This window comes from Agromyces excoecariae (assembly GCF_051715505.1).
Classification (GTDB): domain Bacteria; phylum Actinomycetota; class Actinomycetes; order Actinomycetales; family Microbacteriaceae; genus Agromyces.
Window position 1 is genome coordinate 222,342 of sequence record NZ_JBPSLA010000008.1, and the last position, 23,628, is coordinate 245,969.

Annotated in this window: 22 protein-coding genes; 11 read left to right on the forward strand and 11 right to left on the reverse strand. The window is 72.2% G+C overall.

The window, feature by feature from the left end:
* Positions 1–9: 9 nt before the first annotated feature.
* Positions 10–714: a YflT domain-containing protein gene (locus ACSJD1_RS09160; protein ID WP_438854996.1), complete on the reverse strand. Its 705-nt coding sequence runs from the start codon at positions 712–714 to the stop codon at positions 10–12.
* Between the two features lie 67 nt (positions 715–781).
* Here ACSJD1_RS09160 and ACSJD1_RS09165 point away from each other — a divergent pair, with 67 nt between their 5' ends.
* From ACSJD1_RS09165 to ACSJD1_RS09185, 5 genes are read left to right on the forward strand one after another with little or no spacing between them, the layout of a single operon-like run.
* The gene (locus ACSJD1_RS09165) at positions 782–2,116 is read left to right on the forward strand and encodes a magnesium transporter MgtE N-terminal domain-containing protein (RefSeq protein WP_438854997.1); all 1,335 of its coding nucleotides are present in this window, start codon (positions 782–784) and stop codon (positions 2,114–2,116) included.
* On the forward strand, positions 2,103–2,630 hold the full coding sequence (locus tag ACSJD1_RS09170) for a DUF1003 domain-containing protein (RefSeq protein ID WP_438854998.1): 528 nt from the start codon (positions 2,103–2,105) through the stop codon (positions 2,628–2,630). The genes ACSJD1_RS09165 and ACSJD1_RS09170 overlap by 14 nt, the downstream gene beginning before the upstream one ends.
* Positions 2,617–3,792 (forward strand): Mrp/NBP35 family ATP-binding protein, encoded by a 1,176-nt coding sequence (locus ACSJD1_RS09175; RefSeq protein WP_438854999.1) that lies wholly within the window; start codon positions 2,617–2,619, stop codon positions 3,790–3,792. Before ACSJD1_RS09170 ends, ACSJD1_RS09175 begins: the two co-directional genes overlap by 14 nt.
* Before the next feature lie 5 nt (positions 3,793–3,797).
* The gene (locus ACSJD1_RS09180; protein ID WP_438855000.1) at positions 3,798–4,691 is read left to right on the forward strand and encodes a hypothetical protein; all 894 of its coding nucleotides are present in this window, start codon (positions 3,798–3,800) and stop codon (positions 4,689–4,691) included.
* 30 nt (positions 4,692–4,721) lie between these two features.
* Positions 4,722–5,732: a tocopherol cyclase family protein gene (locus tag ACSJD1_RS09185; protein ID WP_438855001.1), complete on the forward strand. Its 1,011-nt coding sequence runs from the start codon at positions 4,722–4,724 to the stop codon at positions 5,730–5,732.
* Between the two features lie 36 nt (positions 5,733–5,768).
* On the opposite strand, the gene ACSJD1_RS09190 is transcribed toward ACSJD1_RS09185, so the two are convergent.
* Positions 5,769–7,307 carry a pyridoxal phosphate-dependent decarboxylase family protein gene (locus ACSJD1_RS09190; protein WP_438855002.1) on the reverse strand — a complete coding sequence of 513 codons (1,539 nt, stop codon included), beginning with the start codon at positions 7,305–7,307 and terminating at the stop codon, positions 5,769–5,771.
* Positions 7,304–8,674: an MFS transporter gene (locus ACSJD1_RS09195; protein ID WP_438855003.1), complete on the reverse strand. Its 1,371-nt coding sequence runs from the start codon at positions 8,672–8,674 to the stop codon at positions 7,304–7,306. Before ACSJD1_RS09195 ends, ACSJD1_RS09190 begins: the two co-directional genes overlap by 4 nt.
* A 73-nt stretch (positions 8,675–8,747) precedes the next feature.
* Between ACSJD1_RS09195 and ACSJD1_RS09200 the strand changes: the two genes are divergently transcribed.
* Entirely contained in the window at positions 8,748–10,316 is a 1,569-nt protein-coding gene (locus ACSJD1_RS09200) for a succinic semialdehyde dehydrogenase (protein WP_438855004.1), read from the forward strand.
* A 113-nt stretch (positions 10,317–10,429) separates the two neighbouring features.
* Here ACSJD1_RS09200 and ACSJD1_RS09205 read toward each other — a convergent pair whose 3' ends face one another.
* Positions 10,430–10,819 carry a twin-arginine translocase TatA/TatE family subunit gene (locus tag ACSJD1_RS09205; protein WP_438855005.1) on the reverse strand — a complete coding sequence of 130 codons (390 nt, stop codon included), beginning with the start codon at positions 10,817–10,819 and terminating at the stop codon, positions 10,430–10,432.
* Positions 10,820–10,911: 92 nt separating this feature from the next.
* Between ACSJD1_RS09205 and ACSJD1_RS09210 the strand changes: the two genes are divergently transcribed.
* The gene (locus ACSJD1_RS09210) at positions 10,912–11,544 is read left to right on the forward strand and encodes an O-methyltransferase (protein ID WP_438855006.1); all 633 of its coding nucleotides are present in this window, start codon (positions 10,912–10,914) and stop codon (positions 11,542–11,544) included.
* Here ACSJD1_RS09210 and ACSJD1_RS09215 read toward each other — a convergent pair whose 3' ends face one another.
* The 3 genes from ACSJD1_RS09215 to dapE form a co-directional block, all read right to left on the reverse strand.
* A complete protein-coding gene (locus ACSJD1_RS09215; protein WP_019179788.1) occupies positions 11,545–11,718 on the reverse strand; it encodes a DUF3117 domain-containing protein in 174 nt (57 codons plus the stop codon).
* A 166-nt stretch (positions 11,719–11,884) separates the two neighbouring features.
* A complete protein-coding gene (locus ACSJD1_RS09220) occupies positions 11,885–13,186 on the reverse strand; it encodes a hypothetical protein (RefSeq protein WP_438855007.1) in 1,302 nt (433 codons plus the stop codon).
* Entirely contained in the window at positions 13,141–14,244 is a 1,104-nt protein-coding gene (dapE, locus tag ACSJD1_RS09225; protein ID WP_438855008.1) for a succinyl-diaminopimelate desuccinylase, read from the reverse strand. The genes ACSJD1_RS09220 and dapE overlap by 46 nt, the downstream gene beginning before the upstream one ends.
* A gap of 85 nt (positions 14,245–14,329) precedes the next feature.
* Here dapE and dapD point away from each other — a divergent pair, with 85 nt between their 5' ends.
* A complete protein-coding gene (gene dapD, locus ACSJD1_RS09230; protein ID WP_438855009.1) occupies positions 14,330–15,286 on the forward strand; it encodes a 2,3,4,5-tetrahydropyridine-2,6-dicarboxylate N-succinyltransferase in 957 nt (318 codons plus the stop codon).
* 109 nt (positions 15,287–15,395) lie between these two features.
* Positions 15,396–17,987 (forward strand): penicillin acylase family protein, encoded by a 2,592-nt coding sequence (locus tag ACSJD1_RS09235; protein WP_438855010.1) that lies wholly within the window; start codon positions 15,396–15,398, stop codon positions 17,985–17,987.
* Positions 17,988–18,002: 15 nt separating this feature from the next.
* Here the strand turns inward: ACSJD1_RS09235 and ACSJD1_RS09240 are convergent, their stop codons facing one another.
* Positions 18,003–18,434 (reverse strand): Lrp/AsnC family transcriptional regulator, encoded by a 432-nt coding sequence (locus ACSJD1_RS09240; RefSeq protein WP_155051607.1) that lies wholly within the window; start codon positions 18,432–18,434, stop codon positions 18,003–18,005.
* A 123-nt stretch (positions 18,435–18,557) separates the two neighbouring features.
* On the opposite strand from ACSJD1_RS09240, the gene ACSJD1_RS09245 reads away from it, so the two are divergent.
* Positions 18,558–19,586 carry an ornithine cyclodeaminase gene (locus ACSJD1_RS09245; RefSeq protein WP_438855011.1) on the forward strand — a complete coding sequence of 343 codons (1,029 nt, stop codon included), beginning with the start codon at positions 18,558–18,560 and terminating at the stop codon, positions 19,584–19,586.
* Positions 19,587–19,590: 4 nt separating this feature from the next.
* Positions 19,591–20,577 (forward strand): citrulline utilization hydrolase CtlX, encoded by a 987-nt coding sequence (gene ctlX / locus ACSJD1_RS09250; RefSeq protein WP_438855012.1) that lies wholly within the window; start codon positions 19,591–19,593, stop codon positions 20,575–20,577.
* Between the two features lie 96 nt (positions 20,578–20,673).
* Here the strand turns inward: ctlX and ACSJD1_RS09255 are convergent, their stop codons facing one another.
* The 3 genes from ACSJD1_RS09255 to fdxA all read right to left on the reverse strand — a co-directional run bounded on the left by ACSJD1_RS09255 (position 20,674) and on the right by fdxA (position 23,606).
* The gene (locus ACSJD1_RS09255; protein ID WP_438855052.1) at positions 20,674–21,972 is read right to left on the reverse strand and encodes a citrate synthase; all 1,299 of its coding nucleotides are present in this window, start codon (positions 21,970–21,972) and stop codon (positions 20,674–20,676) included.
* Positions 21,973–22,167: 195 nt separating this feature from the next.
* Entirely contained in the window at positions 22,168–23,283 is a 1,116-nt protein-coding gene (gene dapC, locus ACSJD1_RS09260; RefSeq protein WP_438855013.1) for a succinyldiaminopimelate transaminase, read from the reverse strand.
* 2 nt (positions 23,284–23,285) lie between these two features.
* Positions 23,286–23,606, reverse strand: coding sequence for a ferredoxin (gene fdxA, locus ACSJD1_RS09265; protein ID WP_438855014.1), 321 nt, complete (start codon positions 23,604–23,606; stop codon positions 23,286–23,288).
* Positions 23,607–23,628 lie beyond the last annotated feature (22 nt).

A 23,628-nucleotide genomic window follows, 5' to 3' on the forward strand; every position in this document is an offset into this window, starting at 1 on the left:
GGAACAGGGCTATTCTTCACCGCGCTCGCGCGCCGCCCGGCGGCGGGCGTCCTGCGCCTCGCCGTAGGTCAGCGGACGCGACGGGTCGGTCTCACGCGGCTCGGGCTCGGTGGGCGGCTCGCCGTGGGATGCGGGCGGCTCGGCCGCGGCATCCGCACCCGCATCGGCCGCCGGGGAGGCCGGCGGGCGCACGATCGTCGCCGCGGGGGCGGGCGGGGCCGCGGCGTCCGTCACTCCGAGCACCTGGCGGGCGCGCACGACGTGCGCCGGCTCGGCGATGATCGCGTAGCGCGTGGCGAGCACCTGCATGACCGACGTGAAATCGCGACGGCGACGGTTCACCGAGTACGAGACGAGGCTGAAGATCATGCCGAAGCCGGCGCCGATGAGGACCGCGGCACCGAGGATCCCGAGCGAGGTGCCGGACGGCGAGAAGATGAAGAACAGCAGGCCGAGGAACGTGCCGAACCACGCCCCGGAGAGCGCCCCGGCTGCGGCCGTGCGCCCCCAGCTCAGCGTGCCCGTGATGCGCTCCACGCTCGTGAGGTCGTGGCCGACGATCGAGAGCTCCTTCACCGGGAACTCGGCCTTCGCGAGCTGGTCGACCGCGGCCTGCGCCTCCTGGTAGGTCTCGTAGCTCGCGACCGTCTCGCCCTTCGGCAGGGTCGGGAAGGCGCGGCCGATGCGACCGCCGAACGGCGACTGGGTGCTCACCCCGCCATTCTTCCACGCGGCTCCGCCGCCCGACCCGATGCCCGGGCCGCGGGGTAAGTTGGGAGGCGTGAGCGCCACGAGAGTCTTCGTCGCCCGACTCGCCGGGTGCGCCGTGTTCGACCCCGCGGGCGACCGCGTCGGGAAGGTGCGCGACGTGCTCGTCGTGTACCGCAAGGACGACCCTCCGCGCGTCGTCGGCCTCATCGTCGAGATCCCCGGCAAACGCCGCGTGTTCGTCTCGATCGGCCGCGTCACCTCGATCGGCGGCGGCCAGATCATCACGACGGGCCTGATCAACATGCGCCGCTTCGAACAGCGCGGCGGCGAGGTCCGGGTCATCGCCGAGATGCTCGGCCGCAAGGTGACCTTCAACGACGGCTCCGGCACCGCGAGCATCGAGGACGTCGCGATCGAGGAGCGCGATCCCGGCGAGTGGGAGGTCGACCAGCTGTTCGTGCGTCGCCCGAAGACGAGTGCCTCGCCGTTCGCGAAGGGTCCGTCCGCGTACGTCACCTGGCGCGAGGTGCGCGAGACGACGGAGGCGGGCGAGGCGCAGTCGGCCGAGCAGCTCATCGCGACCTACTCCGAGCTCAAGCCCGCCGACCTCGCCAACACGCTGCTCGACCTGCCGACGCAGCGACGCCAGGAGGTCGCCGCCGAACTGCCGGACGACCGGCTGGCCGACGTGCTGGAGGAGATGCCCGAGGCCGACCAGGTCGAGATCCTCGCGGTCCTCGGCGACGATCGCGCCGCCGACGTGCTCGACCACATGTCGCCCGACGACGCCGCCGACCTGATCGCCCAGCTGCCCGAGGAGCGCGGCGAGCACCTCCTCGAGCTCATGGAGCCCGAGGAGGCCGAGGACGTCCGCTTCCTGCTGTCGTACGGCCCCGACACCGCGGGCGGCCTCATGACGACCGAGCCGATCATCGTGTCGGCGGATGCCACGGTGGCCGAGGGCCTGGCCCTCATCCGGCGCCACGACCTCCCGCCTGCGCTCGGCGCGGCGGTCTGCGTCACGCTGCCGCCCTACGAGCCGCCGACGGGCCGGTTCCTCGGCATCGTGCACTTCCAGCGGATGCTCCGCTACCCGCCGCACGAGCGGCTCGGCTCGCTCATCGACCAGGGCCTCGAACCCGTGAAGGCCGAGACGTCGGCCGCCGAGGTGAGCCGCATCCTCGCGAGCTACGACCTGGTCTCGGTGCCCGTCGTCGACGAGAAGCACCGCCTCGTCGGCGTGGTCACGATCGACGACGTGCTCGACTACCTGCTCCCCGACGACTGGAGGAGTCACCCCGAGGACGAGTCGGAGGTGAGCAGACGCGCGACCGCCCGCGCACAGCTGGCCACCGGCAGCATCCCGATCGCACCCGGAAGGAGGGCAGGAGATGGCACGCGCTGACGCCGCCGACGACCGTCGGTTCGACACCCCGAAGGGCATCCGCCGACCCGCGCCGCCCCTGCGCCGTTCCGGCGATCGGGACCGATTCGGCCGGTTCACCGAATGGGTCGCCCGCAACATGGGCACCCCGTGGTTCCTGCTCGGCCTCACGCTCTTCGTCGCGTTCTGGATCCTCTGGAACACGCTCGCCCCGCCGGCCTGGCGGTTCGACTCGGTCGAACTCGGCTTCATCGCGCTGACGCTCGTGCTCTCGCTCCAGGCCTCGTACGCCGCGCCCCTGATCCTGCTGGCGCAGAACCGCCAGGACGACCGCGACCGCGTGCAGATCGAGCAGGACCGCCAGCGCGCCGAGCGCAACCTCGCCGACACCGAGTACCTCGCCCGCGAGGTGGTGGCGCTCCGGCTCGCGGTGCGCGACCTCGCGTCGAAGGAGTTCATCCGGCAGGAGCTGCGCCAGGTGCTCGACGAGCTCGACCGGCGCGACGAGGAGGATGCCGCGAATGCCCCGTCCTGACGCGGACGGCATCGAGCGCGCCGTCCGCACCGCGCTCGAGGGCGTCATCGATCCGGAGATCCGCCGCCCCATCACCGAACTCGACATGGTCGAGCGCGTGGTCGCGACCGACGCCGGCGTCGAGGTCGGCGTGCGCCTCACGATCGTCGGCTGCCCGGCATCCGACCGGATCGAACGCGACGTCCGCGCCGCGGCCGAGCAGGTCGTGGGCGAGGGCAACGCGGTCGTCGAGCTCGGCGTGATGACGCCCGAGCAGCGGGCCGCGCTCACCGAGCGGCTCCGCGGCGGCCGCGCGGCGCGCGGGAACCCGTTCGGCCCGGGCACGCTGACGCGCGTCATCGCGGTCACGAGCGGCAAGGGCGGCGTGGGCAAGTCGACGCTTACGGCGAACCTTGCGGTCGCGCTCGCCGCACGCGGCATGTCGGTGGGCCTCGTCGACGCAGACGTCCACGGCTTCTCGATCCCGGGCCTGCTCGGCCTGGTCGACGAGCAGGGCACCGCGGCTCGTCCGACGCGCGTCGACGACATGATCCTGCCGCCGGTCGCCTTCGGCGTGAAGGTCATCTCGATCGGCATGTTCGTCGAGCCGACCGAGCCCGGCGGGCGTGGATCCTCGGTCGCGGTCGCCTGGCGCGGCCCGATGCTGCATCGCACCATCCAGCAGTTCCTCACCGACGTGTACTTCGGCGACCTCGACGTGCTGCTCGTCGACCTGCCACCGGGCACGGGCGACGTCGCGATCTCGCTCGGCCAGCTGTTGCCGAATGCCGAGGTCGTCGTCGTGACCACGCCGCAACCGGCCGCCGCAGACGTCGCCGAGCGTTCGGGTCTCGTCGCCCGGCAGACCGGCCAGCGCGTCATCGGCGTGATCGAGAACATGGCCGGCTTCGCCCAGGCCGACGGTTCGCTCCTCGAGCTGTTCGGGTCGGGCGGCGGCGCCGAGGTGGCCCGACGGCTTTCCGAGGGGGTCGACGAGCCGGTGCCGCTCATCGCCGCGGTGCCGCTCAGCGTCGCGCTCCGGCGCGGTGGCGACGAGGGGCTGCCGGTCGCGCTCGCCGAGCCCGACGATCCCGCGGCGCGCTCGATCGAGGCGGCGGCGGCGTTCCTCGCCGGTCGCCCGCGTTCGCTCTCCGGCCGACGCCTCGACGTCTCGGTGCGGTGAGACGGATGCCGCGTGCCGCCCGCTCCCCCGACCGGTCCGTGCGCGCGGCACTCGTCCGGCCCGCGGCCCTCGTCGTCGCGACCCTCGCGCTCGGCGCGCTCTCCGCGTGCACCCAGGCCGCGGGCGGCGACGACGACGGCCTGCCCGACGGCCTCTCCGTCACGGTGCAGCAGGGTCGGCTCGACGTGCCGCAGGGGCGGCTCGTCGTGCACGTCGAGAACACCGGCGACCCGGTCACCGTGACCTCCCTCTCGGTCCACTCGCCCGCGCTCGAACCGGGCATGGACCGCGACGAGCCGTTCGAACTCGGCGCGGGCGATGCGATCGACATCCGCCTCGACCTTCCCGGCAGCGTCTGCGACGGCGACCCGACGGCGATCGAGGTCGACCTGCGGGTCTCCGGGGCGGACGGCACGGAGCGCGCAGGCACCGTCGAACCCGACGACCCGTTCGACACGATGGCGCGCATCGCCGACGCCGACTGCCTGGCCGAGTCGGTCGCCGCGGTCGCGGCGATCGAGCTGCCCGAGCGCCTCCGCACGACGGGCACGGGCGCCGACCGACGCGCGTGGATCGACGTGACCGTCGCGCCCGCGGCATCCGGCGACGGCACCCTCTCGATCGACCGCGTGTCGGCGACGACGCTCATCGGCAACGAGGAGGGCCAGGACTGGCCGATCGGCATCGACGTCGATGCGGGCGACGAACCGGTGGACGTCGCGCTCGCCGTCCGGCCGGCCCGGTGCGACGCGCACGCGCTCGCCGACGACAAGCGCGGCACCATCCTGCCGTTCACGGTCGCGACCGGAGACGGACGCGAGGGTCGCCTCGAGATCCCGTCGGGTGCCGACCTGAAGGCCGACCTGTACGCCTACTACGCCGAGCGCTGCGGCCTGTAGCGCGCGGGTACCGACCAGTACGCTGGGCCCATGCGGACACCGGCCCAATGGCTGCGCGGGGTGCGTCACCCCGAGGCGTTCCACGGCCACGGGGTGCGGCGCGGCTTCTTCGAGGGCTGGTACGTCAAGCTCGTCTCGCCCGACCGCGCCGCCCGCTGGGCGGTCATCCCCGGCGTGTTCCGCGGGATCGACGACGCCGACGGGGGCGGACGCGACGAGGCGTTCGTCCAGGTCCTCGACGGCCTCACCGGTCGCTCCTGGTACCACCGGTTCCCGGTCGAGGCCTTCGGAGCGTCCGCCCACGGGTTCGATGTCGAGGTCGGGGCGAACCGCTTCGACGTGCGCGGCGTCACGCTCGACCTCCCGCAGCTGCGCGGGCGCCTCGAACACGTGGGCCCGTTCCGGCCGTGGCCGGTGACGCTCCGGGAGCCGGGCATCATGGGCTGGTACGGGCTCGTGCCGTTCATGGAGTGCTTCCACGGCATCGTGTCGTTCGGCCACGACCTCCGGGGCACGCTCGAGGTCGAAGGCGCGCCCGTGACGTTCGACGGCGGGCGCGGCTACATCGAGAAGGACTGGGGCCGCGCCTTTCCGTCGGGCTACGTCTGGATGGCGAGCAATCACGTCGATCGCGCCGACGGAGAGCATCCGGATGCGTCGCTCATCGCGTCCGTCGCCATCATCCCCTGGCTCGGCGGCACCTTCCGGGGCTCGATCGTCGGGCTCGAGCACGGCGGTCGCCTGCACCGGTGGACGACGTACAACCGCTCGGAGGAACGACGACTCGAGATCGACGACACGCACGTCCGCTGGACGCTCGACGGCCCCGACGGAACGCTCGACCTCGTGGCCGAGCGCGTGCGCGGAGGCCTGCTGCACGCCCCGTTGCGCACCGCCATGCACCAGCGGGTCGAGGAGACGCTCGACGCCCGCATCACGCTCCGGCACGTCGCACCCGACGGGACGACGCTCCTCGACGGGGTCGCCGAGTGCGCGGGCCTCGAGGTCTTCGGCGACACCGACCGGATGCTCGCGCTCTGAGCGCGGGCGTCGCCACGCGCGGCCCGGCGCCTGCGATCAGTCGCGCGGCTCGACGACGCGCGCGAGCAGTTCCACGAGGAGCCGTTCGGTGAGCGGGCCGGGGAGCGCCTCGACGAGCGCGAGGACGGGCGCCATCCGCTCGGGCAGCGCTCCCCCGGCCCCCTCGCCGCCGAGCAGGCCGAAGGCGCCCAGGAGTCCGGCTGCGCCGTCCGAGTCGAGCCCGGCGGATGCCGCGGCGAGCGCCTCCGCGCCGCCCGGCAACTGCCCGGCCAGCCCCTCCACGAGCGCCCCGCCGTCGACGGCGGGCACGCCCCGCACGGCGTCGGCTGCGGCCTCGAGCGCCGGCACGAGCTCGCCGACCACGTGGTCGGTGACCGGGGTGACGGTCAGGTGCGTCGTGTGCGGGAGCACCGTCCCGTCGGCCTGGAGCATGCCCGGCTGCAGCTGGAGGTGCCACCCGGCGCTGCGCGCGGCGTCGGCCCAGTGGTGCGGGTCGACGCGACGCTCGGGGGCGACGGAACCATCGGAGCGGACGGCGAAGAGCGGGCCGACGGGATCCCCGACGACCTCGAGCCCCTCGACCGCGTCGATCGCGTCCCGCAGCACGGCGGTCGCCGACATCGCCCGTGCGGTGAGCTCGGCGAAGCCGCGCTCGCCGAGCACCTGCACGATCGACCACGCCGCGGCGAGCGGACCGGCGGGCTTCGAGCCCGCCATGGTCGGGTTGACGACGGGATACCCGGGCCACGCGGTCGTCGCGAAGTACTGGTGACGCTGCCGGTCGCGACCGCGCTGCAGCAGCACCGAGACCCCCTTCGGGGCGTACCCGTACTTGTGCAGGTCGGCCGACAGGCTCGTGACGCCGGCCACGCGGAAGTCCCAGTCGGGGAGGCCGTCGTGGAACGCCAGTGCGAACCCGCCGATGCACGCATCCACGTGCAGGGCCAGCCCGCGCTCGGCGGTCGCCGACGCGACCTCCCCGATCGGATCGAGCGTCGCGAAGGGGTAGGACGGCGCGCTCATCACGACGAGGGCGACGTCGTCGTCGAGTCGGGCGACCACGTCGGCTGCCGCCGGCGCGCCCGTCTCTGCGGAGACGGGCACGAGGTCGAGCGTGAGCCCGAAGTAGTGGGCGGCCTTGTGGAACGCGGCGTGCACCGTCGTCGGGGCGACGAGGCGCGGCATCCGCTCGTCACCCGGGTGGGCCTCCCGCCACACGTCGCGCGCGGTCTTCACGGCGAGCAGGCAGCTCTCGGTGCCGCCGGACGTGACGGAGCCGATGACCTCCGCGCCCGGCGCGGCGGAACCCCCAGCGTGCGTCTCGCCGTGGAAGACGCGCCGAGCGAAGCCGACGACGCCGGCCTCCATCGCGGCGACCGAGGTGAACGTCGTCGGGTCGAGGCCGTTCACCGGCTGCACGAGCCGGGCCGCGCGGGCGGCGAGCTCGTCGAGTTCGGCGAGGCCCGAGTCGTAGACGTAGGAGAGCACGCGGCCGCCGTGCGTCGGGGCGTCGGCCTCGCGCAGTCCGGCGAGTTCCGCGAGGACCTCGTCGGGCTCGCGTTCTAAGGCGTTCATCGGACGGTCTCCTCGGTGGGTGCGGGGATGTCGATGTCGGTGCGCCGCAGCGGGTAGCGGAGCAGCGGCACGATGCTGACGAGCACGAGCACGGCGGGGAGCACGCTGAAGCTCAGCGCGATCCCCACGACCGCGGCCGCGGGCTGTGCGACGACCGCCGAGCCGACGGACTCGAGGTACCCGGTCGCCGCGAGCACCATCGTGAGCAGCGTGGCGCCGAGCGCCATCCCGGTGGTCTCGCCGGCGGTCCAGACGCCGCCGAAGGTTCCGGCGCGGCCCGGGCCGTTCGTGCGTGCGTCGTGCGCGACGACGTCGGGGAGCATCGCCATCGGCAGCGACTGCATGCCCGCGTACGCGGCACCGGCGATCGCGACGGGGGCGTACACCCAGGCGCCCGGCGCCCAGATCATGCCGACGAGGGTGGCGGATGCCACGGCGAACAGGGCGCTCGCGAACACGAACGACCGCTCCTTGCCGATCCGGCGTGCGAGCCTGCCCCAGAGCGGCGCGCACAGGACGGCGGGGCCGATGAGGGCGACGAAGAGGAACGTCAGCGCGTCTTCCGAGTTGAGGACCCACACGGCGACGTAGTTCGCGCCGGCGAGCATCACTCCCGTGGCGAGGCCCTGCAGGAGGAAGCCCGACAGCAGCAGGCGGAACGGCCGACTGCGGCGCAGCGCATCGAGGCCCTCCGCGTAGCCGGCCGCGAGGCTGCGTCGCTCGCGCTCCTCGACGACCATCCCAGCGGGCGCAGTCGTCGTGGCCACGAGCATGCCGATGCCGATCACGAGGCCCGCGACGACGGCCATGACGAGGTACCCGATCGCCTCGTCGTCGCCGCCGGCCCGACGCAGCAGCGGGCCGCCCGCCCCGAAGAGGAGGATCGCGAAGCTCAGCACGACCACGCGCCACGTGAGCAGCCGGGTGCGGCCGTCGTAGTCGTCGGTGAGCTCGGCCGGAAGTGCGATGTAGGGGACCTGGAACAGGCTGAACGCCGTGGCCGTCGCGAGGAACGCCACCATGACCCAGACGCCGGCCACGACCGGGCCGAGACCGGCGGGCGCGGCGAACGTGACGACGAAGGCGACCGGGAGCGCGACCGCGCCGATCCGCATCCAGGTCCGCCGGGTGCCCGTGACCGCGAGGGCGTGATCGCTCCGGTCGCCGATCCATGGGTCGATCAGCACGTCCCACACCTTGGCGGCCGTGACGACGAGCCCGGCGAGCAAGGCCGTGACGCCGAGCGTGTCGGTGAGGTAGAAGACGAGTACGAGGCCGGGCAGGGTCGCGAAGCCGCCCGTGCCGATCGAGCCGACGGCGTACCGGGCCACGATGCCGCGGGAGAGCCGCCGTTCCGGGGAAGTCATGCGGGGAAGCATACCCACTCGGCGCGGACGATCCGGACACGGTCCCCCGGTCTGCGCACCCTAGACTGGCCGCGTGTCCAACGCCGCCACCCGAACCCCTGCCGTCGCGCCGAGTCCCGCACGTGACGCCCTCGCCGCCGACCTGATCGCCACGACCGGCCGCACGGCCGCGATCCCGACCCCGGCGACCGGCGAGACGTTGGTGGAGCTGCCGCGCTCGAGCGCCGAGGACGTGCGGGGAGCGGTCTCGCGCGCACGCCTCGCGCAGGTCGCGTGGGCCCGGGCCGGGTTCGCCGCCCGCCGCCGGATCCTGCTCCGCGCGTACGACCTCATCCTCGCCCGGCGGGAGGAGCTCCTCGACCTGACCCAGCTGGAGAGCGGCAAGACGCGCGGCCAGGCGTTCGAGGAGGTCTTCCAGGCGCTCTCCGTGACCAGGTGGAACGCGCTCAGGGCGAAGCGCGTGCTGCGCGGCGGCCGACGCCGCGCCGGCATCCCCGTCGCCCTCTCGACGCGCGTCCGGTACCGCTCGAAGGGGGTCGTCGGCGTCATCACGCCGTGGAACTACGCGATCAGCCTCGCCGCCATGGACGTGATCCCAGCGCTCGCCGCCGGATGCGCGGTCGTGCAGAAGGCCGACGACCAGGGCACGCTCTCGGTGCTCGCCCTGCGCCGCGCGTTCATCGACGCCGGGCTGCCCGAGTCCGCCTGGGCCGTCGTCTCGGGCGACGCGGCCGAGGTCGGCGAGGCCCTGACCGACGAGGTCGACTACATCTGCTTCACGGGTTCGACGGCGACCGGCCGCCGGATCGGCGAGAAGGCCGGCCGCCGACTCATCGGCGCCTCCCTCGAGCTCGGCGGCAAGAACGCACTGATCGTGCTCGACGACGTCGACGTCGAGCAGGCGGCGGCCGATGCCGCGCACGCGTGCTTCTCGTCGATGGGCCAGCTGTGCGTGTCGGTCGAGCGGATCTACGTGCACCGCCGCGTCGCCGATGCGTTCAGCGCGGCACTCGCCGCGCGCCTGGCGGACCCGCGGATCGGATCGGGCCTCGACCACGACGCCGACTACGGCAGCCTCGCGACCGCGGCCCAGCTCGACCGGATCCGCGGCCACCTCGACGACGCGCTCGCGAAGGGCGCACGGGTGCTCGTCGGCGGCAGCGCCCGACCCGACGTCGGCCCGTGGGCGTTCGAGCCGACCGTCCTGACCGACGTCGCCCCGGGCATGCGCGTGCTCGACGAGGAGACGTTCGGCGCGATCGCCTCGCTGCACGTGGTCGACGACGACCTCGAGGCGGTCTTCGCCGCGAACGCGTCGGAGTACGGCCTCAACGCGTCGGTGCTCTCCGGCTCGACCCGCCGCGCGCTCCGCCTCGCCGACCAGCTCGACGCGGGCAGCGTCAACGTGAACGAGGGCTACCGGGGGAGCTTCGGCTCGGTCGACGCGCCGATGGGCGGGGTCAAGGCGTCGGGCGTCGGGCGTCGCAACGGGCGCGAGGGGCTCCTCCGCTTCGTCGACCCGGTGACGGTCTCGGTGAACACGCGGATCATCCCCCTGCCGCACACCGGCCGCGACTACGCACGGCTCAGCGGCCCGCTCGTCGTGCTCGCGCGGGTGCTCCGCGCCATCCGTCGCGCCTGACGCGGGGTGCGCGCCGGACCGCGCGCCGGGGCGTCGATCGGGCGCACGTCGGCGCGCGACTCGGCCGACGATCGATTCGGTTCGACCGCCGCCGGATCAGGCCGGACGCGTCGTCAGGTCGCCTCGGAGTCGAACGGCGCCGACTCGCCCGCGGCGATCGCGTCGAGCTTGCGCTTGCGCTGCAGGTACGCGGAGTTCTCGTTCACCGCGGCTCGCGCGACGACCGGCTTCGCAGGCTCGGCGAACGGGTCGACGTCGCTCAGCGCCTCGCGCACGATGCGACGCGGGTCGTACTGGCGAGGGTCGAGCTTGCGCCAGTCCACCTCGTCGAAGTCCGGCCCCATCTCCTCGCGCATGCGGTCCTTCGCGCCGTTCGCCATGTCGCGCAGCGATCGCACGAACTTGCCGAGCTGTGCAGCGTAGTGAGGGAGCCGCTCCGGACCGAGCAGGAAGACGGCGATCACCCCGATGATGAGGAGTTTGTCGAAGGTGAGGCCGCCCATGCGGTCAAGGATAGTCGGCGGCGAGGCGTGCGATCGACCGTTGCCTCGACCCCTAGGCTTGGGGCTCGATCGAATCACCCGGGAGCCGCCACGTGTCCGAACACGACCTGAACTGGAAGTACGTCGACGAGTCCGTCGTCGAGTCGGAGTCGATCGCGAAGGCCCGTCAGCAGTCCCTCGAGCTCGGCGTCGAGCCCGTCTCGCCCGCTGTCGGCGCGCAGCTCGCGGTGATCGCCGCCGCGAGCGACGCGCGCGCGATCATCGAGGTGGGCACCGGCGTCGGCGTGTCGGGCCTCTACATGCTGCAGGCGGCGCGCTCGGCGCACCTGACCTCGATCGATTCCGAGACCGAGTACCAGCAGCACGCTCGCGAGCACTTCGCGGACGCGGGCATCGCCCCCGCACGCGTGCGCCTCATCGCCGGTCGTGCCGGCGAGGTGCTGCCGCGCATGAACGAGCGGTCGTACGACGTGGTCGTCATCGACGCGGATGCCGCATCGGTCATCGAGTACGTCGAGCACGGGCTGCGCCTGGCCAAGCCCGGCGGCACCGTGCTGGTCGCGAGGGCCCTGTGGAAGGGGAGGGTGGCCGACCCGGCCCGGCGGGACGAGGTGGCGACGGCGTTCCGCGGGCTCATCTCGGAACTCGCGGCATCCTCCGCCGTCGTCACCGCGATCTCGCCGGCCGGGGACGGCCTGCTGCAGATCGTGAAGCTGGGCGCCTGACTAGGCTGCGTTGACGACGCCGCCCAGGACGTCGTAGAGCTCCTTGGCCTCAGCGTCGTTCACCGAGACGACGAGGCGACCGCCACCCTCGAGGGGCACGCGCACGATGATGAGGCGCCCCTCCTTCACAGCCTCCATCGGTCCGTCTCCAGTGCGTGGCTTCATGGCCGCCATTGAGCTACCCCTTTCGTGGCTGAATCTCCATTATCTCGTATCGGGACGCCGCCCCGGGACACCGGGCCGCCCATTGTGGAGGACGTCGTCCGCGTTCACGTGTCCGACGTCCGTCGTCCACCGGCCGGTCACGGGCGGCGGAGCGGGCGGATCCGGGGGCCGACGATCACGGCGGCGTCCAGTCGTAGCCGTCGATGAACCATCCGATCCGCAGCCACGCGACCTGCAGTGCGATCGACGCCGCGACGAGCGAGCCGCGCCACCACGGCGAGCGCGGCACGGCGAACGCGCCCACGATCGGGAAGAGCGGCGCCAGCAGTCGGAACGTGCTCGACTGGGGGAAGAAGACGGCGAGGAGGTACAGCGCGTAGCTCGCGAGCCACAGCCTGATGTCGACCCCGAGCCGCCGAACCCATGGCGTGAACAGCAGCACGCCGAACCCCACGACGAGCGCGATCGGCAGCAGGGTCCCCATCGGCTGGCCGAGCCACCAGTCCCCCGACTGGAACCACGGCGTGAGGGGCACCAGTTCGACGTAGCCGATGTACGGCGCGCGCCAGGCCAGCTCGGTGTCGGTGTAGGCCGCCGGCTCGCCGGTGAACGCCCAGGCGATCGCCGGCCATGCGAGGCCGACGACCGCGGCGAAGAGGGCGACGGATGCCGCGACCACCCGCTCGCGGACGGGGAACGGATCGCGGGAACGGGTGGACCAGCGCACGATCCAATGCAGCCCCAGCGCCAGCGCGAATGCGAGCGCACCCGGTCGAGTGAAGGCCCAGACCGCGACGACGGGGACGAGCCATCCGTACCGCCGGTCGACGAGCAGGAGCAGTGCGAGGGCGAGCCAGAGGAAGCCGAGCGCTTCCGCGTACCCGAACCCCATGATCGGCGAAACGGGGGCGACGCAGAACAGCACGACCGCGAAGAGCGCCTGGTCGGGGGCGAGGAACCGCGACATGAGCCGGTGGAACACGAGCGCGGCCGCGAGCCCGGCGACGAGGGCGATCGCGACGGATGCGACCTCCCACGGCACGCCGACCGCCGTGAACAGCCGCACGACGCCGGGGAACACGGGCAGGAATGCCCACGCGTTCTCTGCGACGTGGCCGTCCTCCGTGACCGGGAGCTCGGTCGGGTACCCGGCGGCGGCGATGAACGCGTACCAGCGTCCGTCCCAGATGTTCGCGTACTCGAAGTAGCCCGGTCGCGCGTCCGTCCAGGCGTTCGCCGCCTGCGCGTGCGCGAACTGCAGCACGATGACGATCGAGACGACCCGTGCGGCGACGTAGACGACGGCGACCCGCCCCCACCAGGGCAGCAGGCGCCATCGCACGCGCGGCGACCACCGCTCGACCCGATGCACGTCGACCTCCCGCGGCTCGGGTCCACCGGCCGCGGTCTCCTCCTCGCCGACGGATCGGGTCAGCGCGACGCTCCCGTCAGCCAGGCGCGGAGCGCCGATTCGCACCCGAGGATCTCGTCGCAGTCGACGCGCTCGTCGTCGGCGTGCGCCAGCAGCGGGTCGCCCGGGCCGAAGTTCACGGCCGGCACGCCGAGCGCGCTGAAGCGCGCGACATCCGTCCAGCCGTACTTCGGCTGCGCATCGGCGCCGACGGCGCGGACGAACTCGCGGGCGAGCGGGTCGTCGAGACCCGGCCGCGCGCCGTCGGACGCATCGGTGACCGTGAGCTCGTACTCGGGGAAGAGCGCGCGGATGCGCTCGGTCGCCTCCTCGACGGTGCGGCTCGGCGCGAAGCGGTAGTTCAGCGTGAGCACGGCGTCGTCGGGGATCACGTTGCCGGCGATGCCCCCGTGCACGAACACGGCGTTCAGGCCCTCGCGGTAGTCGAGGCCGTCGACGCGCACCGTCTCGGCCTCGTACGTCGCGAGCCGCTCGAGCGCGGGCGCCAGCCGGTGGATCGCGTTCTCGCCCACCCAGCTGCGCGCCGAGTGGGCCCTGCGCCCCGTCGCACGGAGCTCGACCCGGAGCGTGCCGTTGCAGCCGCCCTCGACCTCGCCGCGGGTCGGTTCGCCGAGGATCGCGAAGTCGGCCTCGAACAGGTCGGGGCGCGAGCGCAGGACCCGGCCGAGCCCGTTCAGGTCGGCGGCGACCTCCTCGTGGTCGTACCACATCCACGTCACGTCGACGATCGGGGCGGCGAGCTCGTGCGCCAGCTTCAGCTGCACCGCGACCCCCGCCTTCATGTCGACCGTCCCCCTGCCCCACAGCACCTGGCGGTCGCCGTCGACCTCGAACCGGGTCGGCACGTTGCCGTTGATCGGCACGGTGTCGAGGTGGCCGGCGATGACGACGCGACGGTCGCGCCCGAGGTTCGTGCGGGCGACGATCGTGTCGCCGTCGCGGAGCACCTCGAGGTGCCGGGCATCGGCCAACGCCCCCTGGACGAGGTCGGCGAGCGCCCGCTCCTCGCCCGACACGCTCGGGACGTCGCAGATCGCCTGCGTGATGGCGACGACGTCGGCGGACAGGTCGAGGGCGGCCGTGGGCGGGACGGGTGCAGCCATGCCCAGAGTCTACGAGGGCGGATGCCGCGGCCCGCGCCCGCGTCATCCGCCGTCGCCCGCCGATCGCGCTCGGTACCCTTGGAGCATGCCCGCAGACTCGTCGAACCCGACCGCGCCCGCCAACGCCTGGGGCGACGGCCTCGCCACGATCGCCGGCGACGGCACGGTGCTCGACACGTGGTTCCCCGCGCCGCAGCTCGGCGAGCCCGCCGACGCGCCCGCGTGGGAGCCGCCCGTCGGATCGGTCGGTCCGGACGAACGGCGAGGGGTCCGCGTGGAGGCCGTCCGCGTCGCCATCCGCCTCGCCGACGCACCGGCGGGCACGTCCGACGCGTACCTCCGGCTCCACCTCCTCTCGCACCTGCTCGTCCGGCCGAACGGACTGAACCTCGACGGCGTGTTCGGGCACCTCCCGAACGTCGCGTGGACCAACGCCGGACCGGTGCACCCCGACGACCTCGACCGCCTCCGTCCCGTGCTCCAGCGCGCGGGCATCCACGTGACCGGCCTCGACAAGTTCCCGCGCCTGCTCGACTACGTGATGCCCGAGCGCGTGCGCATCGCCGACGCGTCGCGCGTCCGCCTCGGCGCGCACCTCGCTCCCGGCACGACCGTGATGCACGAGGGCTTCGTGAACTTCAACGCCGGCACGCTCGGTTCCTCGATGGTCGAGGGGCGCGTGTCGCAGGGGGTCGTCGTCGGCGACGGCAGCGACATCGGCGGCGGCGCGTCGATCATGGGCACGCTCTCGGGCGGCGGCACGCAACGGGTCGCGATCGGCGAGCGGGCGCTCCTCGGCGCGAACTCGGGCATCGGCATCTCGATCGGCGACGACTCCGTCGTCGAGGCCGGCCTCTACGTCACGGCCGGCACGAAGGTGGTCCTCCGCGGCGGCCCGGGCGAGCGCGACCGGATCGTGAAGGCGGTCGAGCTCTCCGGCCTGCCCAACCTGCTCTTCCGTCGCAACTCCCTCGACGGGCGCGTCGAGGTGCTCTCCCGCACTGGCGAGGGCGTCGCGCTGAACGCCGCGCTGCACGCCTGAGGCGGCGCCCGGCGACGCGCGCCGATGCGCCGCGGCTCGCGGGGTACAGTGATGACCCGGGGCCGCTCGGACGGGCGGCCCGAGCCATGCGGCGACACGAAGGAGTGACGTGGGAACCGACGCGCCGAGGACCCGACGGACCGGTTGGGCGAAGTTCCTCGTCGGTGCCCTCGTCACGGTGCTCGTGCTGGGGGTCGCGGCGGTCGGGTTCGGCTGGTGGACGGTGCACCGCTCGTTCCCCGTCGAATCGGGGCGCATCTCGGTCGCCGGGCTGAACGGCGCGGTGACGGTCTACCGCGACGACGCCGGCATCCCCCAGCTCGTCGCCGAGACCGACCACGACCTGCTCTTCGCGCAGGGATACGTGCACGCGCAGGACCGCTTCTGGGAGATGGACTTCCGTCGGCACGTCACCGCGGGCCGGGTCGCGGAGCTCTTCGGCGAGTCGCAGGTCGCGACCGACGCGTTCATCCGCACGCTCGACTGGCGCGGGATCGCCGAGCAGGAGTTCGAGATGCTCGATGTCGACTCCCGGGCGCTCTACCAGGCGTACGCCGACGGCGTGAACGCCTACCTCGCCGAGCGATCGGGAGTGGAGCTCTCGCTCGAGTACGGCGTGCTCGCATTGCAGAACCCCGGCTACGAGCCGGAGCCGTGGACCCCCGTCGACTCGATCGCGTGGCTGAAGGCCATGGCCTGGGACCTGAGGTCGAACCTCGGCGACGAGATCGACCGAGCCCTCCTCCTCTCCTCCGGGCTCACCTCGGAGCAGGTCGCGCAGCTGCACCCCGACTTCCCGTGGTCGGCGAAGCCGACCATCGTCGGCGGTCCCGTCCCGGCGGCACCCGCCGGCCTCGACGTCCGCGCCGTCGCGGGCGCGACGGCACCAGCCGCGGCGTCCGCCGCACCCCCAGCCGACCCGGAGACGGCGAGCGTGCTCGGCGACCTCGCCGCCCGACTCGCCGCCCTGCCGCACCTGCTCGGCCCCGAGGGCGGCGACATCGGCTCGAACTCGTGGGTCGTCTCGGGCGCGCTCACCGACACCGGCAAGCCGTTGCTCGCCAACGATCCCCACCTGGGGCCGGCCATGCCGTCGATCTGGGTCCAGATGGGGCTGAAGTGCGCCGAGCTGACGCCGGCCTGCAACTACGACGTGGCCGGCTACGGGTTCGCGGGGCTCCCGGGCATCATCATCGGCCACAACGAGCGCATCGCGTGGGGATTCACCAACCTCGGACCCGACGTCGCCGACCTCTACCTCGAGCGCGTCACCGGGGATTCGTACGAGTTCGACGGCGCGCTCGAGCCGCTCACGACGCGCGAGGAGGTCATCGACGTGGCCGGCGGCGACCCCGTGACGATCACCGTCCGCTCGACGGCGCGGGGGCCGATCGTGACCGACATCGGCTCCGACTTCGCGGCCGTCGCCGAGGGCTACGCCGCCGCCGACGACGAGGAGCCCGCCGTGGACGAGGGGTCCGAACTCGAGGTCTCCCTCCAGTGGACCGCGCTGCAGCCGGGTCGCACTCCGCAGTCGATCTTCGCCATGAATCGCGCGACGGACTGGCAGGAGTTCCGCGACGCGGCCCAACGCTTCGAGGTGCCCTCGCAGAACCTCGTCTACGCCGACGTCGACGGGAACATCGGCTATCAGGCGCCCGGCCTCATCCCGGTGCGCGCCTCGGGCGACGGGACCGTGCCGCTGCCGGGATGGACCAGCGAGAACGGCTGGACCGGAACGGTCCCCTACGACGAGCTGCCGTCGGTGCTGAACCCCGACCGCGGCTACATCGTGACCGCGAACAACGCCGTCGAGAAGGACGGCCCGATGCTCACGCGCGACTGGGACCTGGGGTACCGCGCCGAGGGCATCGAACGACGCCTGGGCGAGCTCATCGCCGCGGGCGAGCCGATCACGGTCGGCAAGATGAGCGAGATCCAGTTCGACACGCGCGACGCGAACGCCGAGGCGTTCCTGCCGGTGATCGCGGAGCTCGACCTCGACGGCGACGCCGCGCGCGGCGCTCGCCTCCTCGCCGACTGGGATGCGTCGGCCGACGCGGACAGCGCCCAGGCGGCGTACTTCGCGGTCTTCTGGCGGAACCTGCTCGACAACATGTTCGGCGGCCTTCCCGAGTCGACTCGCCCCGTCGGCGGCGACCGCTGGTTCTCGGTCGTCGGGACCCTGCTCGGCCAGCCGGATGACGCGTGGTGGTCCGATCGTGCGTCCGGGGCGACCGGACGCGATGCCGTGATCGCCGCCGCCCTCGACGCGGCGTGGGCCGAGGCATCCGATCTCATGGGCGACGACCCGGATTCCTGGCGGTGGGGCGAGCTGCACACGCTGACGCTGACGAACCAGACCTTCGGCGAGTCCGGCATCGGACCGATCGAGTGGCTATTCAATCGCGGGCCGTACGAGACGGGCGGCGGGTCGGCGATCGTGAACGCCAACGGGTGGGACGCGACGGTCGGCTACGAGGTCGACTGGGTGCCCTCGATGCGCATGGTCGTCGACCTCCAGAACTTCAACGACTCGACCTGGGTGAACCTGACCGGGGCGTCGGGTCACGCCTTCCATCCGCACTACGACGACCAGGCGGAGCTGTGGCAGGCGGGCCAGTCGCGCGAGTGGCCGTTCTCGACCCGGGCGGTCAGGCGAGCCGCGACCGACGCGCTGGTGCTGCAGCCCGGCAGCTGACGCGGCACCGCGGACTCAGCGCAGCACCGAGCTCAGCAGCAGGCTCGTCTCGCTGTTGACCACCCCGTCGATCGAGCGGATGCGCCCGAGGACGCGGTCGAACTCGCCGAGGGTCTCCGTCCGCAGCTCGGCGACGAGGTCCCACCCGCCGTTCGTCGTGTGCAGTGCGATGATCTCCGGGAACCCCCGTAGGCGCCGGATCACGTCGTCGGTGGTGCGCCCCTCGACCTCGATGAAAGAGATCGCGTGGATCGACAGCGGATCGGTCTCATCGCGCACGCGCACCGAGAAACCGACGATGATGCCGGATGCCACGAGCCGGTCGATCCGCCCCGTCACGGTCGCCCGTGCGACCCCGAGCCGGCGCGACAGCTCGGCCACCGGCGTCCGCCCGTCCTCACGGAGCAGCGCCAGCAGGCGACGGTCGAGGTCGTCGAGGGGCTCCATGAGCACATGGTACAGCCGCATGTCGCAAACTGCTCATCTGGCTGACGATCCGTGATCAGGGCGGTCGTTGCTGTTGCATATCGACGGATCGTACCCTCGAATCACCGAACTGAAGGGATCGAGATGACGAGCTTCGTCGACGTACGCAACATGGTCGGATGGGTCGCCGCTACCGGCCCCGAGCGCATCATCGCGGGGATCATGGAGTACCTCGAGCAGGACTTCGCACGCTGGGAGAGCTTCGACAAGACGCCCCGCGTGGCGAGCCACACGCCGTTCGGCGTCATCGAGCTCATGCCGACGAGCGACCACGAGTCCTACGCCTTCAAGTACGTCAACGGCCACCCCTCGAACCCCGCCCGGGGCTACCAGACCGTCACCGCATTCGGCGTGCTCGCCGACGTCCACAACGGGTACCCCACGTTCCTCGCCGAGATGACGGTGCTCACCGCGCTCCGCACCGCCGCGACCTCCGCGTTCGCGGCCAAGCTGCTCGCGCGCCCCGACTCCCGGGTCATGGCGATGATCGGCACCGGAAGCCAGGCGGAGTTCCAGGCCCTCGCGTTCCGCCACGCCTTCGGCATCACGACGCTCCGGGTGTTCGACGTCGACCCCGACGCGATCGCCAAGTTCGTCCGCAACATGCTGCCGCTCGGCTTCACCATCGAGGTCGCCGGCAGCGCGGCGGAGGCGCTCGAGGGTGCGGACATCGTGACGACCTGCACGGCCGACAAGGCACGCGCGACCGTCGTGGCCGACGAGTGGGTCCGCCCGGGCATGCACCTCAACGCGATCGGCGGCGACTGCCCCGGCAAGACCGAGCTCGACCCGGCGATCCTGGATCGTGCCGACGTCTTCGTCGAGTACACGCCCCAGACGCGCATCGAGGGCGAGATCCAGGCCAAGCCCGACGACTTCCCCGTCACCGAGCTCTGGGAGGTCCTCGCCGGCCTTCGGTCCGGTCGCACGGGCGCCGACGCGATCACGGTGTTCGACTCGGTCGGCTTCGCCGTCGAGGACTTCTCGGCCCTGCGCTACGCGCGCGACCAGGTGGCCGGCACGCGCTACGAGCAGCGGATCGACCTCGTCGCCGATCCGGACGACCCGAAGGACCTCTTCGGGCTCGTCGGCGCCTTCTCGCCGGTGGGCTGAGCGGATGTCGGTCCAATCCCCCGCTGCGGTCGTCATGGTGCGGCCGCATCACTTCGCGCCGAACCCGCACACGCTCGCCGACAACGGCTTCCAGCCCTCCGTCGACGGACTCGACCCGGCTCGCCTCGCCTCGTCGGCGTACGACGAGGTGACGCGCGCGGCCGCCGCACTCGAAGCCGCGGGCGTGACCGTGCACCTGTTCGAGGACGAGACGGCGCATCGACCCGACAGCGTCTTCCCGAACAACTGGATCTCGACGCACTCCGGCGGGCACATCGCGCTCTTCCCGATGTTCACGCCGAACCGTCGCACCGAGCGCCGCAGCGACATCGTGGAGCTCTTGAAGACCACCTATCGCGTGCAGGACGTCATCGACTACTCGGGGCTCGAGTACGACGACGTCTTCCTCGAGGGCACGGGGGCGATGGTCCTCGACCACGAGTCGCGCATTGCGTACGCCGCGCGGTCGAACCGCGCCGATCCGATCGCGCTCGAGCGCTTCTGCACGAACTTCGGCTACGAGCCCATGGTCTTCGATGCGATCGACGGGCGGGGCGTCGCGGTGTACCACACCAACGTCATCCTCAGCATCGCGACCGAGTTCGCGCTCGTCGCCGCCGACATGTTCGTCTCCCCCGCGCGACGCGACGAGGTGCTCAGCCGGTTGAGCGCCCGCGGTCGACGCGACGTCATCGCGCTCGACAACGCGCAGGTCGACGCGTTCGCCGGCAACGCGCTCGAGCTGTGGTCCACCGAGGGTCGCGTGCTCGCGCTCTCGCGCACCGCGTTCGATGCGCTGACCACCGACCAGCGGGCGCGCATCGAGCGCTCCGCGCGCCTCCTGCCGCTCGACGTTCCGACGATCGAGCTCGCCGGCGGGTCGGTCCGCTGCATGCTCGCGGGCGTGCACCTCGACCCGCGGCCGGGCCTCGTCGAGCACCGCTCGGTGCCGGTGGACGATGCAGCAGCGGACGAGATCGCCGCGCTCTGACCCGTCCACTCCGTCGGAATGCGCCGAACGGCCCGTCCGAGGACGGGCCGTTCGGGGTTCATCGATCCGGTGCGGGTGCGCCCGGCGCGCGAGGGATCAGTGCGTCGGGTAGTGCCGCTCCTGCGATCCCGTGTACAGCTGCTGCGGCCGGCCGATCTTCGTGGCCCCGTCGAGGTTCATCTCGCGCCAGTGCGCGATCCACCCGGGCAGGCGGCCGATGGCGAAGAGCACCGTGAACATCCGGGTCGGGAAGCCCATGGCCTTGTAGATGACGCCGGTGTAGAAGTCGACGTTCGGGTAGAGGCGCCGCTGCTTGAAGTAGTCGTCCTCGAGCGCGAACTGCTCGAGCTCCTTGGCGATGTCGAGCAGCGGGTCGTTCACCCCGAGGCCCTCGAGCACCGCGTCGGCGCTGGTCTTCACGATCTTCGCCCGCGGGTCGTAGTTCTTGTAGACCCGGTGGCCGAAGCCCATCAGCTTGACCCCGTCCTCCTTGCGCTTGACGCGCTCGACGAACTTGCCGACACCCTCGCCCGAGTCGCGGATCTGCGCGAGCATCTGCAGCACGGCCTCGTTCGCCCCGCCGTGCAACGGGCCGGAGAGGGCCTGGATGCCGGCGGAGATCGACGCGTACAGGTTCGCACCGGTCGAGCCGACCAGGCGGACGGTCGAGGTCGACGCGTTCTGCTCGTGGTCCTCGTGGAGGATCAGCAGACGGTCGAGCGCCTTCGCGAGCGTGGGGTCGATCCCGTACGGCTCGGCCATGTTGCCGAAGTTCAGCCGCAGGAAGTTCTCGACGAAGTTCAGCGAGTTGTCGGGGTACAGGAACGCCTGGCCGATGCTCTTCTTGTGCGCGTAGGCGGCGATGACCGGCATCTTGGCGAGCAGGCGGATGGTCGTGAGCTCGACGTGGTCGGGGTCGTGCGGGTCGGACGAGTCCTCGTAGTAGGTCGAGAGCGCCGCGACCGCACTGGAGAGGACGGCCATCGGGTGCGCGGTGTGCGGCAGCGCGGAGAAGAACCGCTTGAGGTCTTCATGAAGGAGCGTGTGGCGACGGATCTTCTCGTCGAACTCGGCGAGCTGGTCGGCCGTGGGCAGCTCGCCGTACATCAGCAACCAGGCGACCTCGAGGTAGGTCGAGTGCTCCGCGAGTTCCTCGATCGGATAGCCGCGGTACCGCAGGATGCCCTGCTCGCCGTCGATGTAGGTGATGGCCGATCGCGTCGAGGAGGTGTTCACGAACCCGTAGTCGAGCGCGGTCAGCCCGGTCTGCCGGGTGAGCGTCGACAGGTCGATGCTCGCGTTGCCCTGCGAAGCGCGGTGGATCGGGAATTCGGCCGTTCCGCCGGGGAAGTTCAGCGTCGCGGTGTCGGAGTCGACCCCGACGGATTCGTTCACGACGTTGCTCACGGCGTCTCCTGTGATCGTCACTGTCTCGCGGTTCCCTGCTCTCCGGTCCGGCACCGGTCGGCGCGCGCGGCCCGACTACAGCCTAGACGGGTCGGGCGCACACTGTCGCATCCGCCAATGGATCACGCGATCGATTGGCGTGGTGCCACAGCCATGGCGACGATTCGGTGACGATCGGCGCCGTCAGCGCACCGCCGTCGCCTGCAAGCGGGCCGCGGCCCGCTCGATCCGCTCGTCGGTGGCCGTGAGCGACAGGCGCACGTGCTGCGGGAAGTGCGGCCCGTAGAAGTGCCCGGGCCCGCCGAGGATGCCGAGGTCGGCGAGTCGCCCGATGGACTCCCACGCGTCCCGGCCCTCCGTGGCCCAGAGGTAGAGCCCGGCCTCGCTGTGGTCGATGCGGAAGCCGGCGTCCTCGAGGGCGGGGCGCAGCCGATCGCGTCTCGCGCGGTAGCGCGCCTTCTGCTCCTGCACGTGCGCGTCATCGGAGAGCGCGACCGCCATGGCCGACTGGAGCGGGGCGGGCACCATCAGCCCGGCGTGCTTGCGGGCGGTCGTGAGGCGCGCGATCAGCTCGGGGTCGCCGCCGACGAACGCGGCTCGGTACCCGGCCATGTTCGACTGCTTCGAGAGCGAGTAGATCGCCAGCACGCCGCGACGGTCCGGGCCGGTCACCGCCGGGTCCAGGACGCTCGGGACGGCCCCGTCCCTCCACGGTTCCTCCCAGCCGAGCTCGGCGTAGCACTCGTCGCCGAGGATCACGGCGCCGAGCTCGCGCGCCCGCTCGACCGCTCGACGGAGCTCGGGCACGTCGAGCACCCGACCGTCGGGATTGCCCGGCGAGTTCAGCCAGACGAGCCGCGTGTTCGCCGGCCATTCGGCGGGGTCGTCGGATGCCACGGCCTCGGCGCCCGCGAAGACCGCTCCCATCTCGTAGGTCGGGTACGCCGCGCGCGGATGGACGACCGCGTCGCCGGCGCCCACGCCGAGGAAGAACGGCAGGAGCGCGACGAGTTCCTTCGAGCCGATCGTCGGCAGCACGGCATCCGCCTCGAGGCCCTCGACACCACGCCGGCGCGCGAACCAGTCGACGATCGCACGCCGCAGTGCCGTGGTGCCGACGGTCGTGGGATACGAGTGCGCGTCGGTCGCCGCCGCGAGCGCCTCGCGGACGAGCGCCGGCGTCGGATCGATCGGCGATCCGATCGAGAGGTCGACGATGCCGTCGCGGTGCGCCGCGGCACGGTCCCGGTACGGGACCATGAGGTCCCATGGATACTCGGGCAGGGCCCCGAGCGCCATGGTCAGTGACCCTGCGGGGGCAGCGCGGCGATCAGCGGGTGGTCCTTCGGGATGACGCCGACCTTCGCCGCGCCGCCGGGCGAGCCGACCTCGTCGAAGAACTCGACGTTCGCCTTGTAGTAGTCGGACCACTCGTCGGGGAGGTCGTCCTCGTAGTAGATCGCCTCGACCGGGCACACCGGCTCGCAGGCTCCGCAGTCGACGCACTCGTCGGGGTGGATGTAGAGCGATCGCTCACCCTCGTAGATGCAGTCGACGGGACACTCGTCGATGCAGGCACGGTCCTTCACATCGACGCACGGCAGGGCGATGACATAGGTCACGGTCGGTCGCTGTCCCTTCGGT